Raw genomic sequence first — 20,506 nt, 5'->3', positions numbered from 1 at the left:
AGATGCGGGCTTAGCCCAGCACCAGCGTCTGGCCATCGGCAACGCGCACGATGACGGGCTTGCCCAGACCGCGCCGCAAGGTGCCTATCTCGCGCCCGCCATCATCTTTGATGACGAGACTCTTGTATGGTTTCAGCAAAACCTGGCGCGGCAGACCATTGACCACGATCCGATAGCGCTTGCTGCTGGTCGATAGCACGCCAAACAGCAAAAAAGCCAGCAACAGCAGCAAAATTGCGCCGGTGATCAGCAGCACCGGCAACAGCGGATACTGGATGCGCACCAGCAGCGGCACCGTCGCTTGCGAAGCGCGCACGCTGTCGGGCGGCGTAAATACTTCCGAAATCGGGTCGCCAGGGAACAAATCCTGCAACTCGTGCGAAAACTCCGGTGACAGGGCCAACTTCTGGCCCGTCAGGCCCACGGTCGCCTTCATCGGCAGCAGCACTTGCTTGCCCATCGCGGCCAGCGCCTGGGCCGACCATGGCGAAGGAATCTGCGCCATCGGCAAGTCAAACCGCACTTCCACCTTCTGGCTGGCGCCTGGCAACAAGCCGCTGATCTCGCCCGGGCTCACCTGCAGCGGCGCGGCCTGGCCCGCCAGGGTGGCTTGCACGGTGGCGTGTTCGATCACATACGGGAAAAACATGTTTTGCAAGGACGCCTGCAAGACCACCCTGGGCACCAGTTTCTCGGCGTCAACGTCGAGCACGATGGTGCGCCCGTCGCGGCCCAGGCTGGCGTGTACATTGGCGCTGTTCTGCACCGATTGCGGCACGATGCGCACGGCGTCCTGGTCGACCGGTTTCAAGCGGGCCGGCGCGCGCGTCAGCACTTGCGACAAGCGGCCCTCGGCCTGGATGCGGTTGAGCGCTTCGGCGGCCGGCTGGCCATACGCCAGCGCATACACCATCAAACCCCTGGCGCTGTAAAGCTTGCCCTGCACCGGCATGCGCAAGGCATACACCAGGGTCTTGGTGATCGATGGTTCCAGATGCAGCAAGCGGTAAAAGTCGCGGTTGCGCTCGGCCGTCTGGCTGTCGTTATTCGGGCTATTCTTGTTGTTCGTAAAAATCCATACGATGCCGGATGCCGAACGAAAAGGGCCGGTGATGGTTTTTGTCACGGCTTCCTGGAAATCCGTGTCGGCCAGCGCATGGCCGCTGCCCTTGCGCGCCAGGCCCAGCGGCGCCAGCTGGCCCGCGATGGCGGCCGCGCCACGGCCTTGTCCCAGCAGCGCAGGCGAGACATTGCCGCCATTGCTCTGGCTAAAGGCCAGCAGGAACAATGGATCGTCAGGCGTGCTGGCCGCCTGCGCCACGGCGCCCACCAGCGCTTTCAACTGCGATTGCGGGTCCGTATAAAACGGCTCCATCCAGCCCGAGTTTTGCACCAGGAAAGCTTGCTGGATGCCGGCCGCCTGTGATGACAAGCCCAGCGACAGGGCAGCCACGGCGATGATGCAGCGCAATAATCGGGGCAGGGAAACCATCATGCTTGCAATTTCCAGCCATCGATGCGGCCCAGCGACGGGTGATACGCCCACAAGGTGCCCTGGTGCGTGAACAAGCGCATGCGCCACGGCTCATCGACAAAAAAGGTGTGGAAAGGCAGTATGCGCACTTCGTCATCCTGCACCAGGGTGGCATACATGCGCTCTTTCGAGCGCAGCACGGTGTCCAGGCTGACGCGCGTATCGAAACGCACGCCCAGCACGCTGTCACCGGCTTCCAGCAGCGGCATCACCGACTTGCTGCTGCCGCCATCGTCGCCCTGTTCCGGCTCTTGCCACGGCGCGCTTTTAAGTTTGGTGGAAAAACGGTAATTAAAGCTGCCCGAGCACAGGCGCGGCTCCATCGCCACGGCGAACTCGCTCACCGTCCCGAGTTTCAGATAACCATAACGGTCGCTGCCGCTGTCAAAGCACAGTTGCCACAGGTCACCATCGCGCGACAGATAGGGGCAGCCAAAATCGAATTGCGGCAGCAAGCCGTCCGGCCATGGGGTCCAGTTCGCCACCATGCTGCCATCCTGGCGCTGCTGCAAGCGCAGCTGGCCATGTTCGCACGGCCAGATCACGCTGCGGCCATAGGCCACAGGCGCGCTGACTTTGCCCAGCGCAATGGCGCCCTCGAGCACCACTTCAGCACCCACCACGTTATGTATATCGAGATTGAGAAAGCGAATCGAGCCGTCTTCGCCCTGCAGCGGCGCCCACAAGCGGCTCTGGAACCAGATCGGCGCCGCCACCGATGGCGCGTCGCCCAGATGCTCGACCTGATAACTGAGCGAGGGGAAATCGGCGGTGATGCAAGCGAGGCCATGGCCACTGGGCACATACAGGCGGCTATTGTAGCCGCTGGCCAACTCGGCGCGCCAGGCCATCTCGCCCAGCAGGCATTCAGACAGCAAGCCGCCTTGCGTTGACTCCAGCGCCAGCCAGAGTTTCTGTCCTGGCAGCCAGCTATACAAAGACCCCTTGCGCGCATCGAGCGCCAGCAAGGCGGCGCCAGTGGTGCCGAAGCGGGCCGAAAAAAATGCATATTCGCCAGGCGGCGGCGCGGGTATGCTGACGTCTGGATCGGCGTTGGCGCCAGCGTCGGCCGACGCCTCGCGCGCAGGGCTGCGCGCCAGCTTCAGCGCTTGCCCCGTCTGGCGCAAGCCGATGGCGCCCGGCATGGCGCTGCTGTTGATGGCACGCGCGCCAAACGGCGGCACCCAGGCGCTGGCCTGCCCGCTCTGGATCGGCGTCTTCAGGGCGATGCCCGTAAAGGGACTGTACTGGAATTCAGGTGGGAAATGCACGTCGGCATCGTCAGGCAGACGGTGGGTACGCATCAGTTGCCCGATATCGTCGGCGTCCAGGCGCGGCGACACCGCATGACCCAAGGCACTACGCTTGAATTGCAAGCCTGACTGCGCTTCATCGGCGATCCATACGCCGGACTGCAGCAGCCATTCTCCCGTGGTTTTATGATCCATTGATTTCTTCTGTCGCAAACGATGACCGCCATGGGACGTGGCGTGTGGCGTAAATTATGACCTAACAGGAAAGGCGGCACTACGCGCTGCGGCTGATTTTCGCTCAGCCGTGGCATGCTGATCATAGTAACGCTTTTTTATCCTTCTGGAAACATTGACCACGCCGATCACATTTCCATTGATATTGTAAATGTAACAAATGAGTGCATCTTTGTGCGGGCGCAAGACGCCCGCCTTGATCTTGCGCTTGCGCTTGCTGAACTACTTTATTTCTCGCGCACTTTGCTCAGCAGTTTGGTAGTCGAGCGGTCGTGTTCAAAATCGATGGCCACGGCTTGCCCGCCATAGGCCAGCACGGCCTTGCCTTCGGGAATCGCCGTCATGTCGTAGTCGCCGCCCTTGACATAGATTTCAGGGGTGATTTCCTGCACCACTTCCAGCGCGCTGTCTTCCGAAAACGGCACTACCAGGCTCACCGATTCCAAAGCGGCCAGCACGGCCAGGCGGTCTTCGCAGCTGTTCAGGGGACGGTCATCGCCCTTGCCCAGGCGCTTGACGGAGGCATCCGTGTTCAAGGCCACCACCAGCGAGGCGCCCAGTGCACGCGCTTGCGCCAGGTAGGTCACATGGCCGCGGTGCAAAATATCGAACACGCCATTGGTGACGACCACCGGTTTCGGCAGGGCAGCGGCACGCTCTTTCAATGTGTCGCGGCTGCAAATCTTGTTTTCAAAATCAGGCATAAAGATAGTCTCTATTAGTTCAGTATGGGTTTCAGTCCCGATGGTGGATCAGCGCCAGGACGGCCGGTTCCAGGCTGTCTTGCTCGATAGTAAGTTGGTGACGGTAAATCATCAGCGCATACACGGTGGCCAGCCGGCTGACGGGCGGCGACAGCGCATATTCGTTGCCGCGCGCCGGTTGCCGCGCCCGCCAGTAATTGATCGCCGCTTCCAGTGTCTGCACACTCAGTTCCATGACCGTCTCCATCGTGACCCTGCCCCGCATTATAGGGGCCGATCCGCTACAATACGCCATCCGCGCCACAGTTTGGCGCTTTCGGCTGTATTCGCCACCTTACATTCATTGCAAGTAATTGCAAGTAAGCACATACTGTGTTCCAATCTCCTTATGACACTGACTGAACTGAAATACATCGTTGCAGTCGCGCGAGCGAAACACTTCGGCCACGCCGCCGAAGCCTGCTTCGTTGCCCAGCCTACTTTGTCAGTGGCCATCAAGAAACTCGAAGACGAATTGGGCGTGGTGCTGTTCGAACGGGGCGGCGCCGAAATTTCCGTCACCCCGCTGGGCGCGCAAATCATCGCCCAGGCCGAAAGAGTGCTGGAACAAACAGCCGCCATCAAGGAACTGGCCAAGCAAAACAAGGACCCGCTGGCGGGCCCCTTGCGCCTGGGCGTGATCTACACCATCGGCCCCTACCTGCTGCCGCCGCTGGTCAAGGCCATGATCGGGCAAGTGCCGCAAATGCCCTTGATTTTGCAAGAAAACTTCACGGTGCGCCTGCTGGAACTGCTGCGCCAGGGAGAACTGGATGTGGCCATCATGGCCTTGCCGCTGCCCGAACACGGCATGGCCATGCAGACTTTGTACGATGAACCGTTCGTGGTCGCCATGCCGCGCCACCATCCGTGGGCGGCGCGCAAGCAGATTGCCGCCCAGGACCTGAAATCGGAAACCATGCTGCTCTTGGGCAATGGCCACTGTTTCCGCGACCAGGTGCTGGAAGTGTGCCCTGAAATGGCGCGCTTCTCTTCACCCGGCAACGGCATGCAGCGCACGTTTGAAGGTTCATCCCTGGAAACTATTCGCCACATGGTGGCCAGCGGTATCGGCCTGACCGTGCTGCCGCGCGCCTCCGTACCCGATATGGATGCCGCCGATGGCATGCTGGCCTACCGTCCTTTCGAAGAGCCGGCGCCATCGCGCAGGGTAGTCATGCTGTGGCGCAAGAGCTTTACCCGCAAGGCAGCCATCGACGCCCTGTGCGCCGCGATTGCCAGCTGCAACCTGCCTGGCGTCGATACGCTTTGCATCGAAGAATAAGAAGCGGCGCTGAAATAGTACATCGCCATACTATTTGCGATAATCGACGTTTCTCTTCAACAAGATTGAGTTATCCATGAATAAGCTGGCGCTGTATTTTCGCCTGATCCGGCTCGACAAGCCTATCGGCACCGTGTTGCTGCTGTGGCCTACCCTGTGCGCGCTGTGGCTGGCGCAGCAAGGCGTGCCGGACTGGCGTCTGATCCTCATCTTTACCCTCGGCACGTTTTTGATGCGTTCGGCAGGCTGCGCCGTCAATGATTATGCGGACCAGGATATCGACAAATTCGTCAAGCGCACGGCCGAGCGCCCGATTACCAGCGGGCGCATCAGCGGCAAGGAAGCGCTGGCCGTGGCCGGCGTACTGACCTTGCTGGCCTTTTGCCTGGTGCTGCCCCTCAATACGCTGACCAGGCAATTGTCGGTGGCCGCCGTCATCATCGCCGCCACCTACCCCTACTTCAAGCGCTTCTTTGCCATCCCGCAAGCCTATCTGGGCATCGCCTTCGGTTTCGGCATCCCCATGGGCTTTGCCGCCATCACGAACGCCGTGCCCGTGGTGGCCTGGCTGCTGCTCTTGGGTAATGTATTCTGGGCCGTGGCCTATGACACGGAATACGCCATGGTCGACCGCGACGATGACTTAAAGATCGGCATCAAGACCTCGGCCATCACCTTTGGCCGCTATGACGTGACCATCATCATGTTGTGCTACGCCGCTTTCCTGCTGCTGTGGCTAGCCTGCGGCTGGTATCTGGGCTTGCGTACCTGGTTCGTGGCAGGCTTGCTGGTCGCTGCCGGCTGCGCGGTTTACCACTACACCTTGATACGCGCACGCGAGCGTATGCCGTGTTTTGCGGCATTCCGGCATAATAACTGGCTAGGAGCAGCAGTATTTGCGGGCGTAGTCCTGGACTTTGCTTTCCGCTAGTCACGCAACCTTGCTTTCAATCCATCTTGACGGTGGCTAGCGCTGCCGTTGAGGCGGCGCAAGACAGCGTGGCCGCTGCTGCCTACACTGGTATTTCATTGTGCAGTTTCACTTCCATGAGGTAATACATGAGCTCAACACATACCGGCAAATCCAATAGCGAAAAAGTCCTGGCGGACGCCGACAAGGCACGCGACAAACTGATCGGCGATTTGAAAGACGTCATCGACGAAGCCGAAGGCTGGCTCGATGGCGCCACCGGTCAGACGGGCGAAAACATCAAGGCCGTCAAGGAAAAATTCCTGGCCACCGTGGAAACGGCCAAGAAAGACTTGCGCAAACTGGAAGAAGACCTGGTGCACCACACCAAGAAAGCCGCCAAGGCGACCGACGACTACGTGCAAGACAATCCATGGAAAGCAGTCGGTGCGGGCGCCGTCGTGGGCGTGCTGTTCGGCTTGCTGCTGTCCTCGCGCCGCTAACGTTGCGCGCAAGACGTACACGGGCGGCCTGGCCGCCATCTCGACTGGCCTGATTCATCCTGACGCGAAAGGCAGCCCATGGCAATCGCTCATCATGTCGCGCAAGTCGCAGCCACCATCGCCGCCATCGTCCAGACCCGTCTGGCGCTGGCGGCGGTGGAAGTAGAAGAAGAGTCGCTGCGCTTTCTTACCTATCTGGCGCTAGCCATGCTGGCACTGCTGTGCCTGTTTGTCGGCCTGGTATTGCTGATCTTTATGGTCATCGTGCTGTTCTGGGATACCCACCGTATCGCCGCCATCGGCCTGACCGCCGCCGTGTTCATCATCGCCGCCATCGCCACCTTGCTGGGCGTACGGAGCAGTTTCCGCAGCAAGCCCAAATTGCTGTCCTTCACCATGGCCGAGCTGAACAAGGACCTGGAAGGCTTGCAAGCCATGACGCGCCGCGGATCGGAGCCATCATGACCACTCACCCCACCAAATTGGCGCGGCTCAGTAGCGCCGCAAGCCTGGCAGAGCGGCGCGATGCGCTGGTGGCGGAATGCGCGCTGCAGCGCCTCGCGCTGGACGTACAAACCCGGCAGTTGCTGGAACCGCTGACCGGCGGCAAGCTGCGCCATACCCTGGCCACCCGCTTCAAGGTGCCGCTGATGATAGGCGGCGGCATTGTGGGCTTGCTGCTGGTGCGGCCGCGCCGCTTCGTGCCGCTGCTGCTGGCCGGCGCATCGCTGCTGAAACACGCCAACACCGCCCTGCCCCTGATACGCACGGTGCTGCAGCGCGTCGGCAAAAGAACGCCGCCGCCGGTGGAACGGCAGCCGCCATAAATATTTTTATTTTGCTGCATCCAAAGACGCTACTGGCGGGTAGTACAGGTATCAGCCAACCGGGCTGACATCACCACTACCGTCAGGAGACCGTCATGACACCATGCGCCACCGTATTGCACACGCTTCCCTCCACCTTGACCCTGCTGTGCGCCGCCGCCCTGCTATCGGCTTGCGCCCCCATGGGTGCGCGCTACTCGCAAGCCCAATTGCCGGCTACCGTGCAAGTGCCAGACGGCCACCAGGTGGCCCTGCAAACCGTGGGCGTGGGCAAGATCGCCTATGAATGCAAAGCTAAAAAAGATGCCAATGGCCACGAATGGGCTTTCGTGGGACCAGACGCGGCCCTGAATAAGCGCAGCGGCCAACAGGTCGGCACCTACGTTGGCCCGCCCGCCACCTGGGCCAGCCTCGATGGCTCGAAAGTGACGGCAACCCAAGTGGCGGTAGCACCGGCCGGCGCCGGCAATATCCCGTATCAATTGGTGAAAGCCAATCCAGCCATCGGCAGCGGCGCCATGGTCGGCGTCACCTACATCCAGCGCGTGGCCACCAGCGGCGGCGTAGCGCCCGGTAGCACATGCACTGCTGAAACGGTAGGCGCGAAACAATGGGTACCCTATCAAGCTGATTATATTTTCTGGAAGGCAGCATAAGAGTGGGAACTGAACGGTAGCCAATGACCTATAATCATTTTCAATTTGCCAACCGTACTATTCCTGAGCGATTGCACCAACCTTGCCGATACCTGCCGCCACTTTCGATTACGACGCCGCCCTGCGCGCCTGCGCCCGGGGCGAGCAGCTGGCATTGCAGCAACTATACCAGCAGGAAAGCCGCTACCTGCTGGGCGTGGCCTTGCGCATCGTGCGCCAGCGGGCGCTGGCCGAAGACGTGCTGCACGACGCCTTCCTCAGCATCTGGCGCCGCGCCGGCAGTTTCGACGCCACGCGTGGCAGCGGCAAGGGCTGGATCTACGTGGTGGTGCGGCACCAGGCGCTGAACCTGATGCGCGCCCGCGCCCATGAAATAGCGGCCGACGAGGATACCGTGGAAACCCTGCTGCAGCAACGCCAGGAGCATGACACCGGCGAGACCTATGCCCTGCAAGCCGGGATGGGCAAGCTGCACGATTGCCTGGGCCACCTGGAACCATCCAGGCGCAACGCCATCGTGTTTGCCTATGTCGACGGCTGTTCCCACAGCGAAATTGCGCAGCGCCTGCAAGCACCGCTGGGCACCGTCAAGGCCTGGGTCAAGCGGGGTCTGGCCGCCTTGCGGGAGTGCATGGGATGACGATATCAACAAGCAATGAAGAACTGCAGCGCCTGGCCGGCGAATATGTGCTGGGCACCTTGTCGCTGGACGAACGCGCCGCGCTGGAGCAGCGCTTGCCGCGTGACCCCGTCTTGCGCGAGGCTGTCGATGCCTGGGAGCAAAGATTGCTGCCTTTAACCACCCTGGCGCCGCCGCAAGAGCCGTCAAGCCAGCTGTGGCCGCGCATCAACGCCAGCCTGTTCACGCCGGAAAAAGTACGCCAGGCAGGTGGCTGGCTGGCATGGTGGAACAATCTGGCTTTCTGGCGGATACTGGCCGGTGGCGGCCTGGCGGCGACACTCGCGCTGGCCGTGACGATGAGCTTGCAATCGCAGTCGCCCGCCGGCCCCGGCTATCTGGTGGTGCTGGTGGCGCCGCAAGACAAGGCGCCGGGCTGGATCGTGCAAGCGAGTAGCAAAGGAAGCCGCGACCTGAGCCTGATACCGCTGGGCGCCACCGCTGTTCCGCAGCAAAAAGCTCTGCAGTTCTGGACCAAGGGCAAGGATTGGGGCGCACCCGTCTCGCTGGGCCTGGTGCAACCGGGCCAGACAGTCAAGATGCGCCTGGATAAACTGCCGCCGCTGCAGCCAGAGCAATTGTTTGAAATCACGCTGGAGCCGGCCACGGGTTCGCCCACCGGCCGGCCGACGGGGCCGGTGCTGTATATCGGCCGCGCCGTGAAAGTCATGTGAGGAGTTACTTTCCTAACTCTTCTCCCATTTCACGCCCGCGCTGCGCCGCCGCCTTGACAGCCTTGACGATGGCCGCCTTGACGCCACTCTCTTCCATGCTGGTCAATGCCGCATAAGTCGTGCCGCCTTTCGAGGTGACGCGTTCGCGCAGCAAGGACACGGCTTCCGTTGATTGCGCCGCCAGTTGCGCCGCGCCCGTAAAGGTGGCGATTGCCAGCTGCGTACCCTGCTCCGCCGTCAAACCCAGTTCACTGGCCGCTTGCTGCATCGCTTCGATAAAGTAAAACACATAGGCCGGACCGCTGCCGGAGACCGCCGTCACCGGGTCGATCTGCGCTTCATCGTCCAGCCACACGGTGGCGCCCACCGCTTGCAAAATGGCGTCAGCCTGCTGCTTTTGCTCGTTGCTGACGCCGCTGCTGGCCACCAGGCCCGTGATGCCCATGCCGATCAGGGCTGGCGTATTGGGCATGCAGCGCACGATGGCGGGGTAGTCGTCGAGCCAGCGCGACAGATCCGTGGCGCGGATACCGGCCGCAATCGACAGCAGCAGCGGCTGTTTTTCCACATTAATGAATGGCAGCAATTGCGCCGTGACTTCTTTCATGCTTTGCGGTTTCACGGCCAGCACGATCACGTCCACCGCGCGCAAGGCCTCGCCGGCGCTGCTGGCCGTGCTGACGCCAAACTGGGACTGCAGTTTTTCCAGCGCTGGTGCATGCGGGTCGATCACGTGGATATTGGCGCCAATCGTCAGCTTGCCCGCCAGGCCCGCGATCAGGGCTGCCGCCATATTGCCGCCGCCCACAAATGCTATTTTCAATGCTGTCGTCATGACCGTTCTTTCAAAAATTCAAGAGTAGTTGCGGGAACCAAAGATGGCGCTGCCCACGCGCACGATGGTGGCGCCTTCCAGCACGGCGGCGCGCAAGTCGGCCGACATGCCCATCGACAAGGTGTCGAGCGCCAGCCCTTCTGCGCGCAACTGTTGATACAGCGTGCGCAGCTGGGCAAACGCGGCGCGCTGGCGGGCAAGATCCGTTTCCGGCTCCGGGATCGCCATCAAGCCGCGCAAACGCAGCCTGGGCATTTGCGCCACCGCGCGCGCCAGTGCCGGCAATTCTGCTGGCGTGACGCCGCTCTTGCTGGCTTCACCGCTGATATTGACTTGCAAACAGATATTCAAATCGGGCAAACCCTCGGGGCGCTGCTCGGACAGGCGCACGGCAATCTTTTCACGCTCGACCGTGTGCACCCAGTCAAAATGCTCGGCGATGGGACGGGTTTTATTACTCTGGATGGGGCCGATAAAATGCCAGTGCAAACCGCCCTGCGGCAACATGGCCTGCACGGCCTGTACGGCGGCAATCTTGTCGAGCGCTTCCTGCAGATAGTTTTCGCCAAACGCCGTCTGGCCCGCCTGGGCCGCTTGCAGCACGGCATCGGCACCAAAGGTTTTCGATACGGCAAGGAGATGCACGTCTTGCGGTGGACGCTGCGCCTCGTCAGCCGCCTGCGCGATACTGCCGCGTACGGCTTGCAAGTTCTGTTCGATTGTGGACATAATCATTTTCTAGTGGATTCGGGCTGCGGCTAGCTCAGTGCGCCCAGTCAGCACCCATATTGCAGGCACAGGGATTATAAATGGACATTTCCGAACTACTCGCATTCTCCGTCAAGAACAAGGCATCCGATTTGCACCTGTCGGCCGGCTTGCCGCCGATGATACGGGTCAATGGCGATGTGCGCCGCCTGAACGTGGCGCCGCTGGAGCACAAGGAAGTGCACGGCATGATCTATGACATCATGAACGACAGCCAGCGCAAGGCCTATGAAGAGGCGCTGGAATGCGATTTCTCGTTTGAGATTCCCGGCCTGGCCCGCTTCCGCGTGAATGCCTACAACCAGGAACGGGGCGCCTCGGCCGTGCTGCGCACGATACCGTCGAAAGTGCTGACCCTGGAAGAACTCAATAGCCCGCGCATCTTCGGCGAACTGGCGATGCGCCCGCGCGGGCTGGTACTGGTGACGGGCCCGACCGGTTCGGGCAAGTCGACCACCCTGGCGGCCATGGTCAACCATGTCAATGAACGGCTCAACCATCACATCCTGACGATAGAAGATCCGATCGAGTTCGTGCATGAACCGAAGAAATGCCTGATCAACCAGCGCGAAGTGGGATCGCACACGCACTCCTTCAGCAATGCCTTGCGCTCGGCGCTGCGCGAAGACCCGGACGTCATTTTGGTCGGCGAATTGCGCGACCTGGAAACTATCCGCCTGGCGCTGACGGCCGCCGAAACAGGCCACCTGGTGTTCGGCACCCTGCATACCTCGTCGGCGGCAAAATCCATCGACCGCATCATCGACGTGTTCCCGGCCGAAGAAAAGGAAATGGTGCGCGCCATGCTGTCCGAATCGCTGCAGGCGGTAATTTCGCAAAACTTGCTGAAAACTAAGGACGGCACGGGCCGCGTGGCGGCGCATGAAATCATGCTGGCCACGCCAGCCGTGCGCAACCTGATCCGCGAAGCGAAAGTGGCGCAAATGTATTCGGCCATCCAGACGGGCAGCAACGTGGGCATGCAAACCCTGGATCAATGCCTCTCCGACCTGGTGCGGCGCGGCACGATTTCAGCGGAAACGGCGCGCTCGGCCGCCAAGTCGCCTGAAAACTTTCCAGGGTAAGCAGCATGAACGATAGTTTGCAAACGATGCACACTTTGCTGGCGCAGATGCGCGAACGCGGTGGCTCGGACCTGTTCATCACGGCCGGATTTCCACCCGCCATCAAGCTCGATGGCAAGCTGACGCCGCTGTCGGCCGAACCGTTCAGTGCGTTTCAAGCCAGCGCCTGCGTGCGCGCCCTCATGAACGAGCGGCAAGCGGCCGACTTCGACGCCAGCCGCGAAGCCAATTTCGCCATCAGCCCGGACGGCCTGGGTCGCTTCCGCGTGTCGGCCTTCGTGCAGATGGGTCTGGCTGGCATGGTCTTGCGCACGATCAATACCGCCATCCCCAAGCTGGACGCGCTGGGCTTGCCCGCCATCCTGCAAGACGTGGTGATGAGCAAGCGTGGCCTGGTCATCATGGTGGGCGCCACCGGTTGCGGCAAGTCGACCACCCTGGCCGCCATGCTGGGCCATCGTAACGCGCACAGCCACGGCCATATCATTACCATCGAAGACCCGGTGGAATTCATCCACCCGCATGGCAACTGCATCGTCACCCAGCGCGAAGTGGGCGTCGATACGGAAGACTGGGCCACGGCCCTGAAAAATACCTTGCGCCAGGCGCCCGACGTGATACAGATCGGCGAAATCCGCGACCGCGACACCATGGACCACGCCATCGCGTTTGCCGAAACCGGCCATCTCTGCCTGGCGACCTTGCACGCCAACAACGCCAACCAGGCGCTGGACCGCATCATCAATTTCTTCCCGGAAGAGCGGCGCCAGCAATTGCTGATGGATTTGTCGCTCAATCTGAAGGGCGTCATTTCCCAGCGTTTGATTCCAGCGCGCGATGGCAAGGGGCGCAAGGTAGCGATGGAAATCCTGCTCAATTCGCCGCTGATGAGCGAACTGATCTTCAAGGGCCAGGTGCATGAGATCAAGGAGTTGATGAAGAAATCGCGTGAACTGGGCATGCAAACGTTTGACCAGGCCCTGTTCGAGCTGCACGAATCGGGCGCGATCAGCTATGAAGACGCCTTGCGCAACGCCGACTCCGTCAACGACCTGCGCCTGGCGATCAAGCTCGACGGCACGCCCGGCTCCGCACAGAATGCGACACAGAACCAGGCATCATGGGGACTGCTCTGATATGAACACCATCCACGACTTCCAGGCCGATAGCCTCGACGGCAAACCTGTCGACCTGTCACAATACCGGGGCAAGGTGCTGCTGATCGTCAATACCGCCAGCGCCTGCGGCTACACACCCCAATACCAGGGGCTGGAAGCGCTCTACCGCCGTTACCAGGACCAGGGCCTGGTGGTGCTGGGGTTTCCCTGCAATCAATTCGGTGGCCAGGAACCGGGGGACAGCGCAGAGATCGGCGCCTTTTGCGAAAAAAACTTTGGCGTCAGCTTTCCCCTGTTTGCCAAAATAGACGTCAATGGCAGCGACGCCCATCCCTTATTCCTGCAATTGAAACAGGCGGCGCCCGGCATATTGGGCACCAGGGCCATCAAATGGAATTTCACCAAATTCCTGGTGCGCAGGGACGGCGCCGTCTTTGCACGCTATGCCAGCGCCAGCAAACCGGAAAAACTGGTGGCAGATATCGAAAAATTGCTAGCAGAATAAGGATAAATTAGATTAATTTTAAACAACTATGATGCAAAATCAATCAATTTGATTTTATTTAAGTATTGCCGTTAATATTGTGTTCCAAATGGCACTATTCGGTGATAATGTTTGCACAATTATTAGCAGATATCGATCAAAATAACGATGCCAGTCTTTGGGAAAATACTATCTTCATGGATGCGGATGGGGTCTTATTCCCGCCTCTTCATTCCCATTTCACTATTGATACTCGGCGTGTCGGCGGTACGCTATCAGGCGCTGCTGAATCAGGAAACCACGCTGGCCAGCTCGCGCTATCAAAACGAGGCGCGCCAGCTTGACCTCTACCTGGCCAATACCGTGCTGCCGCTGGCCGTGCAGACGGATATGGCCAGCTTGCCGCGCGTGCTGCGCAGCGCCCTGCCGCTGAACCACAATCTGTCCTCTATCCGCTGGGGCAACGCCAGCGAGCATATCGAAGTACTGGCCGAAACTTCGCCGGATGCACAGCTGGCCGCTGCCGTACCTGCATGGTTCATCCATCTGGCTGGCATCACGGCCATCAACAGCCGCCTGACGGTGGCGCTGCCCGGCGGCCAGGACGGCATCCTCGACGTGCATTACACGCCCGAGCTGCCCCTGCAGCAAGTATGGGGCCGCGTGCGCCACCAGGCCATGCTCAGCGTCATCAATATCTCCCTGATTTTTGTCTTGCTGGGACTGATACTGGCCTCGCACCGCAAGCTGCTGGCGCGGCTGACCATGGCCACCGAGCGTTTTCGCAGCGGCGACTTCACGATACGCATGGGGGACGGCGCCACGCCGGAAGAGCAAGCCGTGTCGCGTTCGTTCAACAGCATGGCGGGCGATATCGGCCACATGCTGTCTTCGCTGCAGGCCAGCCAGAAACGGCTGGGCGAGCAGCTGAACGAGACGGTGCACATGCAGAAGGCGCTGCAAAAGATGTCCTGGCAAAACTACAATGACGTGCTGACCGGACTACCTAACCGCGCTGCGCTGGCTGCCCGCTTCGAGCAGGAGCTGTTCATTTCGCGCGAGAGGCAAAGGCTGCTGGCCGTGTGCCTGTTCGATCTCGACCATTTCCAGAGCATCAACGACCGCCATGGCGCCGAAGCGGGCGATGAAATCCTCAAGCAGGTGGCGGCACGCCTGCATGACTTCACCGGACAGGTGCACTATGCGGCGCGCCTGGGCGGCGATGAATTCGTCATGCTGCTGTGCGGCCAGGCCAGCATCGCCACCATCGAACAGAATGTCACCCTGCTGATGCAGGAATTGAGCCGGCCCTACCTGTGCGACCAGCAAGCCTTGCACATGACGGCCAGCGCCGGCATCGCCGTCTACGCGGGCAAGGAACTCAATGCGGAAAGCCTGCTGCGCCAGGCCGACCACGCCGCCTACCAGGCCAAGCTGACCGGGCGTAATCAATATCACTTCTTCGACACCAACCTGGACGAAGAAGTGCGCACTCACCACAACCAGCGCACGGAAGTGCGCCATGCCCTGATCAATGGCGAACTGCGTCTGTACTACCAGCCGAAAGTGAATATGCGCACCGGCACGGTGGTGGGCATGGAAGCGCTGCTGCGCTGGCAGCATCCGCGCCGCGGCGTGCTGGCCCCGGCCCAGTTCCTGCCGCTGGTGGAACAGACGGACTTGATCATCGATATCGGCGAATGGGTGCTGCGCCAGGCCCTGTGGCAAATGCAGCGCTGGATCACGGCCGGCCAGCACTGGGTGGTCAGCGTCAATATCGCAGCGCGCCACTTCCAGCAGCCCGATTTCGTGCCGCGCCTGAAAGCCATCCTCGGCGAATTTCCCGGCGTGCGCCCCAGCATGCTGGAACTGGAAATCCTCGAATCGTCCGCCCTGCACGATATCGAACACGTGCGCCGCATCATCCGCGCCTGCCAGGCGCTGGGCATCACTTTCGCGCTGGACGACTTCGGCACCGGCTATTCTTCGATGTCCTACCTGAAGCGCCTGCCCGCCAACATCGTCAAGATCGACCAGAGCTTCGTGCGCAATATGCTCAACGATCACGACGACCTGCACCTGGTGCGCGCCGTGATCGGCCTGGCCCGCTCCTTTTCGCTGACGGTGATTGCCGAAGGCGTGGAAAGCATAGAACACGGCGCGCGCCTGATACAGCTCGGTTGCGACCTGGCGCAAGGCTACGGCATCGCCCGTCCCATGCCGGCCGACGCCGTGCTCGATTGGGCGAGCAATTTCGTGCCGGCGCCGCAATGGCGCGTGGCCCAGCTCACTGAAACGCCGGTTTAAGAGCCGCGTCGATCAATTCTATCCAGTGCCGCACGGGCGTCTCCGTACCCGACTGCAGGTGGTTCAAGCAGCCGATATTGGCGGACACGATCACGTCTGGCGCGCAGGCAGCCAAATTGGCCAGCTTGTTGTCGCGCAGTTGCTGCGACAGCGCCGGCTGCAGCATCGAATAGGTGCCGGCCGAGCCGCAGCACAGATGGCTGTCGGCGCACAGCAGCACATCGACGCCGACGGTCCGCAGCACCTGCTCCACCTTGCCGCGTATCTGCTGGCCATGCTGCAAGGTGCATGGCGGGTGATAGGCCACGCGCCCGGCAATCTTCCCCTGCAGCAGCGCCGCCAGTTCCGTTTCAAACGCCGGCATGATTTCAGACAGGTCGCGGCTCAAAGCCGAGATGCGCCGCGCCTTGTCGGCGTAGACAGTATCATGCGCCAGCAAGTGGCCGTATTCCTTGACCGTGACGCCGCAGCCGGACGCCGTCATCACGATAGCCTCGGCACTCTCTACATATGGCCACCAGGCGTCGATATTGCGGCGCATATCGTCCAGCGCCGCTTCCTGTTCGTTCAAGTGATGGCGCAGCGCGCCGCAGCAGCCGGCTTTCGCTGCAATGATCAATTGCACGCCCAGCGCATCGAGCACGCGCGCCGTGGCCGCATTGATATTGGGCGACATGGCGGGCTGCACGCAGCCATCCAATAGCAGCATGGTGCGCGCATGGCTGCGTGTAGGCCATTGCCCCGGCGCCGCACCGGGCCGCAATTTGTCTTGCAAGCCTTTCGACAGCAAGGGCCGCAGCGCCTGCCCCACTTTATAGGCGGGCGTAAACAACCAGCGGCGCGGCAAGGCCTGCGCCAGCGCATAACGCAACGCCCGTTCATGCAAGGGACGCTGCACGCGCTGCTCGACCACCTTGCGGCCGATATCGACCAGGCGGCCATATTGCACGCCCGATGGACAGGTCGATTCGCAGTTGCGGCAGGTCAGGCAGCGGTCCAGGTGCGTCTGCGTCTTGCCGGTGACTTCTGCGCCTTCGAGCACCTGCTTGATCAGGTAGATGCGCCCGCGCGGGCCATCGAGTTCGTCTCCCAGCAACTGATAGGTGGGGCAAGTGGCCGTGCAAAAACCGCAATGCACGCAGGCGCGCAGAATCGCTTCGGCCTCTTCGCCTTCACGCGTGTGCTTGATGAAATCGGCGAGATTGGTTTGCATGGACCCTCAGTACATTCTGTGTCGGTTGAAGATGGCAGCCGGGTCAAAAGACAGGCGCAGACGCTGGTGTATCTGTTCTACGGCCGGGGCCAAAGGGTGGAATACGCCCACCGCCTTGTCGCCGCCGCGGAACAAGGTGGCGTGGCCACCGGCGGCGGCCACCGTCTGGCGGACGCGCTGCGCACCGGCAGCATCGGCATCGCCATCGAGTTTCAGCCAGCGCTGCGCCCCGCCCCACTCGATCAGTTGCCGCCCTTTCAGAATGACGGCGCTGGCCTGCGGCGGCAACGACAAACGCCACACGCTGCCCGCGCCAGAAAAGAAGGCATACGTGTGTTCGCGCAAGGCGGCCCAGAACAGCGCCGCCTCGGCCGGCGCCACAACGTCGCCACCCAGGGTGTGCAGCGCTTCGGCCACGGCCGCGTCGGCGCCCGACAGGCGCACGCTCAAAACATCATCATGCCAGCAGCTGGCGGACATCGGCAACGGTTTACCGGCCCACTCATTGAGCAAACGCAGGGCCGCGATCTCGGTACACGCCAGGCGCAAGGTGGCCTCGCGCAGCGGCAAGGGCAGCACTTTCAATGACACTTCCAGGATCAGGCCCAGGGTGCCCAGCGAGCCGGCCAGCAGGCGCGAGACATCGTAACCGGCCACGTTCTTCATCACCTGCCCGCCGAAAGCGAGCCGCTCTCCTTGTCCATCCATCAGCACGGCACCCAGCACAAAGTCGCGCAATGCGCCGGACGAGGCGCGGCGCGGGCCGGACAAGCCGCTGGCCACCACGCCGCCGATGGTCGCGCCAGCACCAAAATGGGGTGGCTCGAAGGCCAGCATCTGATTGCGCGCCGCCAGTGCCGCTTCGATCTGCGCCAGCGGCGTGCCGCAGCGGGCCGTGATCACCAGTTCGGTCGGCTCGTAATCGATGATGCCTGCATAGGCGCGCGTGTCCAGCACTTCGCCTAGCAGCTGCTGGCCATACCAGTCCTTGCTGCCGCCGCCACGCAATTGCAAGGGCTTGCCAGCCGCGCTGGCGGCCAGAATAGCCTGCCTGAATTGTTCCTCGATTGCTTGCAAAGGGTTCTCCAGCATGATTAAAAACGCGGCAGGCCGGCAAACGGCAGCCGCCCTGCCGTGACATGCATCTTGCCGAATTCGGCGCAGCGGTTCAGAGTCGGTATCGCCTTGTCGGGATTGAGCAAGCCATGCGGATCGAAGGCCCGCTTGACGGCAAAAAACGCGTCCAGTTCGGCCCGAGTAAATTGCAGACACATGGAGTTGATCTTTTCCATGCCCACGCCATGTTCCCCGGTGATGGTGCCGCCGACCGCCACGCACAGGGCCAGGATATCGGCGCCAAACGCTTCGGCCCGTTCCAGTTCGCCAGACTGGTTTGCATCAAATAAAATCAGCGGGTGCAGATTGCCATCGCCCGCATGGAACACGTTCGCGCAGCGCAAGCCATGGGTCAGTTCCATCTGCGCGATGCCCGTCAACACTTCGGCTAATCGCTTGCGCGGGATGGTGCCATCCATGCAGTAGTAATCGGGCGAGATGCGCCCGGCGGCCGGAAACGCGTTCTTGCGGCCCGACCAGAAGCGCATGCGCTCCGTTTCCGAGGTCGAGACGGTAATCGCGCTGGCGCCCGCCCCTTCCAGCACGGCCGTCATGCGGGCAATTTCTTCTTCCACTTCGGCGTGCGTGCCATCGGCCTCGCACAGCAGGATGGCGGCCGCATCGATGTCGTAACCGGCTTTGACGAACGGTTCGACCATGCGCGATGAGGTTTGATCCATCATTTCCAGGCCGGCCGGGATGATGCCGGCGGCGATCACGCTGGCTACGGCATTGCCACCGGTGACAATATCGCCGAACGACGCCATGATGACCCGCGCCGTGGCCGGCTTCGGTATCAGTTTCACCGTCACTTCGGTGACGATGCCCAGCATGCCTTCGGAGCCGATAAAGACGGCCAGCAGGTCCAGGCCGGGCGCATCCAGGCACTCGCCGCCCAGTTCGATGATGTCGCCGTCGATGGTGGCCACGCGCACGCGCAGCACATTGTGCACGGTCAGGCCGTACTTCAGGCAATGCACGCCGCCCGAATTTTCCGCCACGTTGCCGCCTATGCTGCAGGCGATCTGCGATGAGGGATCGGGCGCGTAATACAGCGCGTATTGGGCAGCCGCTTCGGAAATGGCCAGGTTGCGCACGCCCGGCTGCACCACGGCGATGCGGGCATAGGCGTCGAGGCGCACGATGCGGTTCAGGCGCGCCGTCGACAGCACCACCCCATCGGCAATCGGCAAGGCGCCGCCGGACAAGCCCGTGCCAGCGCCACGCGGCACGATCGGCACGCCAAGTTCACGGCAGACGCGCAGGATGGCGAGCACGTGTTCTTCCGTGTCGGGCAGGGTCACTACCATCGGCAACTGGCGGTAGGCGGCCAGGCCGTCGCATTCATAGGGGCGCGTGTCTTCGGTTGCGGACAACACGCAGCGGGCGGGCAGCACGGCAAGCAAGGCGCTAACCACGGCTTGCTGGCGCGCTGTGTCCACTTCTAAGGCAGCATTGTGCATAAGATGGCTATCTGGCAGGATGGTCTTGCAACGATTGTAAGCACAAACGCCGGGGACATCGCATTTTTTTGCGCAGATGCCGTATGCTGCCCCCATTCTTCTGATCACAAGGCAAAAACATGGGCAAGCGACTCTCGAAAATCGCCACGCGCACGGGCGACAATGGCAGCACGGGACTGGGCGACGGCAGCCGCACCAGCAAGGACAGCCTGCGCGTCCACGCCATGGGCGACGTCGATGAACTCAATTCCCAGCTGGGATTGCTGCTGTGCGAAGCCATGCCCGACACCCTGCACGGCGAGCTGGTGGCCATCCAGCACGATTTGTTCGACCTCGGTGGTGAGTTGTGCATCCCCGGCTACCAGCTGATCAAGGAAGAACATGTGCTGCGCCTGGACGCCATGCTGGCCCACTACAATGCCGACCTGCCCGCCTTGAGCGAATTCATCTTGCCGGCCGGCTCGCGCGCCGCCTCACTGGCCCACGTGTGCCGCACCGTCTGCCGCCGCGCCGAGCGCAGCATCGTTGCGCTGGCCAATGCGGAAACCATCCACGCACACCCGCGCCAGTATGTGAACCGATTATCGGACTTGCTGTTTGTGCTGTCGCGCGTGCTGAACCGTTTTGCCGGTGGTGGCGACGTGTTGTGGCGCCATGAGCGCACACGGGGTTGAAATGAAAACGGCGATGCCTGTCCAACAGCATCGCCGTATGTCATCAGGCAGACAGACGCCGATTAGCCGCAGTTCTGGAGGCAGATTTTATTGGCACGGACGCATTCAGGCACCTTGAACTCCATGACACAGGCATCGAGCGCCA

Annotated in this window: 22 protein-coding genes; 13 read left to right on the top strand and 9 right to left on the bottom strand. The window is 61.6% G+C overall.

Going from position 1 to position 20,506, the window contains the following annotated elements; translation table 11 throughout:
* Positions 1–10 precede the first annotated feature (10 nt).
* From HDE72_RS14425 to HDE72_RS14410, 4 genes are all read right to left on the bottom strand, one after another.
* Positions 11–1,495: a hypothetical protein gene (locus tag HDE72_RS14425; RefSeq protein ID WP_260176695.1), complete on the bottom strand. Its 1,485-nt coding sequence runs from the start codon at positions 1,493–1,495 to the stop codon at positions 11–13.
* Positions 1,492–2,982, bottom strand: coding sequence for a hypothetical protein (locus HDE72_RS14420; protein WP_183742014.1), 1,491 nt, complete (start codon positions 2,980–2,982; stop codon positions 1,492–1,494). Before HDE72_RS14420 ends, HDE72_RS14425 begins: the two co-directional genes overlap by 4 nt.
* Before the next feature lie 266 nt (positions 2,983–3,248).
* On the bottom strand, positions 3,249–3,725 hold the full coding sequence (gene rfaE2 / locus HDE72_RS14415) for a D-glycero-beta-D-manno-heptose 1-phosphate adenylyltransferase (protein ID WP_183742012.1): 477 nt from the start codon (positions 3,723–3,725) through the stop codon (positions 3,249–3,251).
* Positions 3,726–3,756: 31 nt separating this feature from the next.
* Positions 3,757–3,960, bottom strand: coding sequence for a DUF3717 domain-containing protein (locus HDE72_RS14410; protein ID WP_183742009.1), 204 nt, complete (start codon positions 3,958–3,960; stop codon positions 3,757–3,759).
* Between the two features lie 153 nt (positions 3,961–4,113).
* Here HDE72_RS14410 and HDE72_RS14405 point away from each other — a divergent pair, with 153 nt between their 5' ends.
* The 8 genes from HDE72_RS14405 (at position 4,114) to HDE72_RS14370 (ending at position 9,298) form a co-directional block, all read left to right on the top strand.
* A complete protein-coding gene (locus HDE72_RS14405) occupies positions 4,114–5,049 on the top strand; it encodes a hydrogen peroxide-inducible genes activator (RefSeq protein WP_183742007.1) in 936 nt (311 codons plus the stop codon).
* 76 nt (positions 5,050–5,125) lie between these two features.
* Positions 5,126–5,980, top strand: coding sequence for a 4-hydroxybenzoate octaprenyltransferase (gene ubiA, locus HDE72_RS14400; protein ID WP_183742005.1), 855 nt, complete (start codon positions 5,126–5,128; stop codon positions 5,978–5,980).
* A 128-nt stretch (positions 5,981–6,108) separates the two neighbouring features.
* The gene (locus HDE72_RS14395) at positions 6,109–6,462 is read left to right on the top strand and encodes an ElaB/YgaM/YqjD family protein (protein ID WP_183742002.1); all 354 of its coding nucleotides are present in this window, start codon (positions 6,109–6,111) and stop codon (positions 6,460–6,462) included.
* A 78-nt stretch (positions 6,463–6,540) separates the two neighbouring features.
* Positions 6,541–6,927 (top strand): phage holin family protein, encoded by a 387-nt coding sequence (locus HDE72_RS14390; RefSeq protein ID WP_183742000.1) that lies wholly within the window; start codon positions 6,541–6,543, stop codon positions 6,925–6,927.
* Positions 6,924–7,289 (top strand): hypothetical protein, encoded by a 366-nt coding sequence (locus HDE72_RS14385; RefSeq protein WP_183741998.1) that lies wholly within the window; start codon positions 6,924–6,926, stop codon positions 7,287–7,289. Before HDE72_RS14390 ends, HDE72_RS14385 begins: the two co-directional genes overlap by 4 nt.
* 95 nt (positions 7,290–7,384) lie before the next feature.
* On the top strand, positions 7,385–7,945 hold the full coding sequence (locus tag HDE72_RS14380) for a DUF3455 domain-containing protein (RefSeq protein WP_183741996.1): 561 nt from the start codon (positions 7,385–7,387) through the stop codon (positions 7,943–7,945).
* Positions 7,946–8,027: 82 nt separating this feature from the next.
* A complete protein-coding gene (locus HDE72_RS14375) occupies positions 8,028–8,585 on the top strand; it encodes a sigma-70 family RNA polymerase sigma factor (RefSeq protein WP_183741994.1) in 558 nt (185 codons plus the stop codon).
* On the top strand, positions 8,582–9,298 hold the full coding sequence (locus tag HDE72_RS14370; protein WP_183741991.1) for an anti-sigma factor: 717 nt from the start codon (positions 8,582–8,584) through the stop codon (positions 9,296–9,298). Before HDE72_RS14375 ends, HDE72_RS14370 begins: the two co-directional genes overlap by 4 nt.
* 4 nt (positions 9,299–9,302) lie before the next feature.
* Here HDE72_RS14370 and proC read toward each other — a convergent pair whose 3' ends face one another.
* Together proC and HDE72_RS14360 are read right to left on the bottom strand one after the other, a co-directional pair.
* Positions 9,303–10,133 (bottom strand): pyrroline-5-carboxylate reductase, encoded by an 831-nt coding sequence (proC, locus tag HDE72_RS14365; RefSeq protein WP_183741989.1) that lies wholly within the window; start codon positions 10,131–10,133, stop codon positions 9,303–9,305.
* Between the two features lie 18 nt (positions 10,134–10,151).
* Entirely contained in the window at positions 10,152–10,862 is a 711-nt protein-coding gene (locus HDE72_RS14360) for a YggS family pyridoxal phosphate-dependent enzyme (RefSeq protein WP_183741987.1), read from the bottom strand.
* A gap of 80 nt (positions 10,863–10,942) precedes the next feature.
* Between HDE72_RS14360 and HDE72_RS14355 the strand changes: the two genes are divergently transcribed.
* The 4 genes from HDE72_RS14355 (at position 10,943) to HDE72_RS14340 (ending at position 15,895) form a co-directional block, all read left to right on the top strand.
* Complete coding sequence (locus HDE72_RS14355; protein ID WP_183741985.1) at positions 10,943–11,986, top strand: type IV pilus twitching motility protein PilT; 1,044 nt, start codon at positions 10,943–10,945, stop codon at positions 11,984–11,986.
* 5 nt (positions 11,987–11,991) lie between these two features.
* The gene (locus HDE72_RS14350) at positions 11,992–13,122 is read left to right on the top strand and encodes a PilT/PilU family type 4a pilus ATPase (protein WP_183741983.1); all 1,131 of its coding nucleotides are present in this window, start codon (positions 11,992–11,994) and stop codon (positions 13,120–13,122) included.
* A 1-nt stretch (position 13,123) separates the two neighbouring features.
* A complete protein-coding gene (locus HDE72_RS14345; RefSeq protein WP_183741981.1) occupies positions 13,124–13,609 on the top strand; it encodes a glutathione peroxidase in 486 nt (161 codons plus the stop codon).
* A gap of 186 nt (positions 13,610–13,795) precedes the next feature.
* Positions 13,796–15,895 (top strand): putative bifunctional diguanylate cyclase/phosphodiesterase, encoded by a 2,100-nt coding sequence (locus tag HDE72_RS14340; RefSeq protein ID WP_183741979.1) that lies wholly within the window; start codon positions 13,796–13,798, stop codon positions 15,893–15,895.
* Here HDE72_RS14340 and glcF read toward each other — a convergent pair.
* The 3 genes from glcF to HDE72_RS14325 are packed head-to-tail and all read right to left on the bottom strand — an operon-like array spanning position 15,876 to position 19,687.
* Positions 15,876–17,108, bottom strand: a complete 1,233-nt coding sequence (gene glcF / locus HDE72_RS14335) for a glycolate oxidase subunit GlcF (protein ID WP_183741977.1) — start codon at positions 17,106–17,108, stop codon at positions 15,876–15,878. The two genes, HDE72_RS14340 and glcF, sit on opposite strands and share 20 nt — an antisense overlap.
* Positions 17,109–17,114: 6 nt before the next feature.
* Complete coding sequence (gene glcE / locus HDE72_RS14330) at positions 17,115–18,200, bottom strand: glycolate oxidase subunit GlcE (protein ID WP_183741975.1); 1,086 nt, start codon at positions 18,198–18,200, stop codon at positions 17,115–17,117.
* A 2-nt stretch (positions 18,201–18,202) separates the two neighbouring features.
* On the bottom strand, positions 18,203–19,687 hold the full coding sequence (locus HDE72_RS14325) for an FAD-linked oxidase C-terminal domain-containing protein (RefSeq protein ID WP_183741973.1): 1,485 nt from the start codon (positions 19,685–19,687) through the stop codon (positions 18,203–18,205).
* 119 nt (positions 19,688–19,806) lie between these two features.
* Here HDE72_RS14325 and HDE72_RS14320 point away from each other — a divergent pair, with 119 nt between their 5' ends.
* Complete coding sequence (locus HDE72_RS14320) at positions 19,807–20,361, top strand: cob(I)yrinic acid a,c-diamide adenosyltransferase (RefSeq protein WP_183741971.1); 555 nt, start codon at positions 19,807–19,809, stop codon at positions 20,359–20,361.
* Positions 20,362–20,506 lie beyond the last annotated feature (145 nt).

The sequence above is a fragment of the Janthinobacterium saanense genome (genome assembly GCF_014200675.1).
Taxonomy (GTDB): Bacteria; Pseudomonadota; Gammaproteobacteria; order Burkholderiales; family Burkholderiaceae_D; genus Janthinobacterium.
Note: the sequence above shows the minus strand (reverse complement) of the source record. Positions and strands in the feature narration are given on the sequence as shown.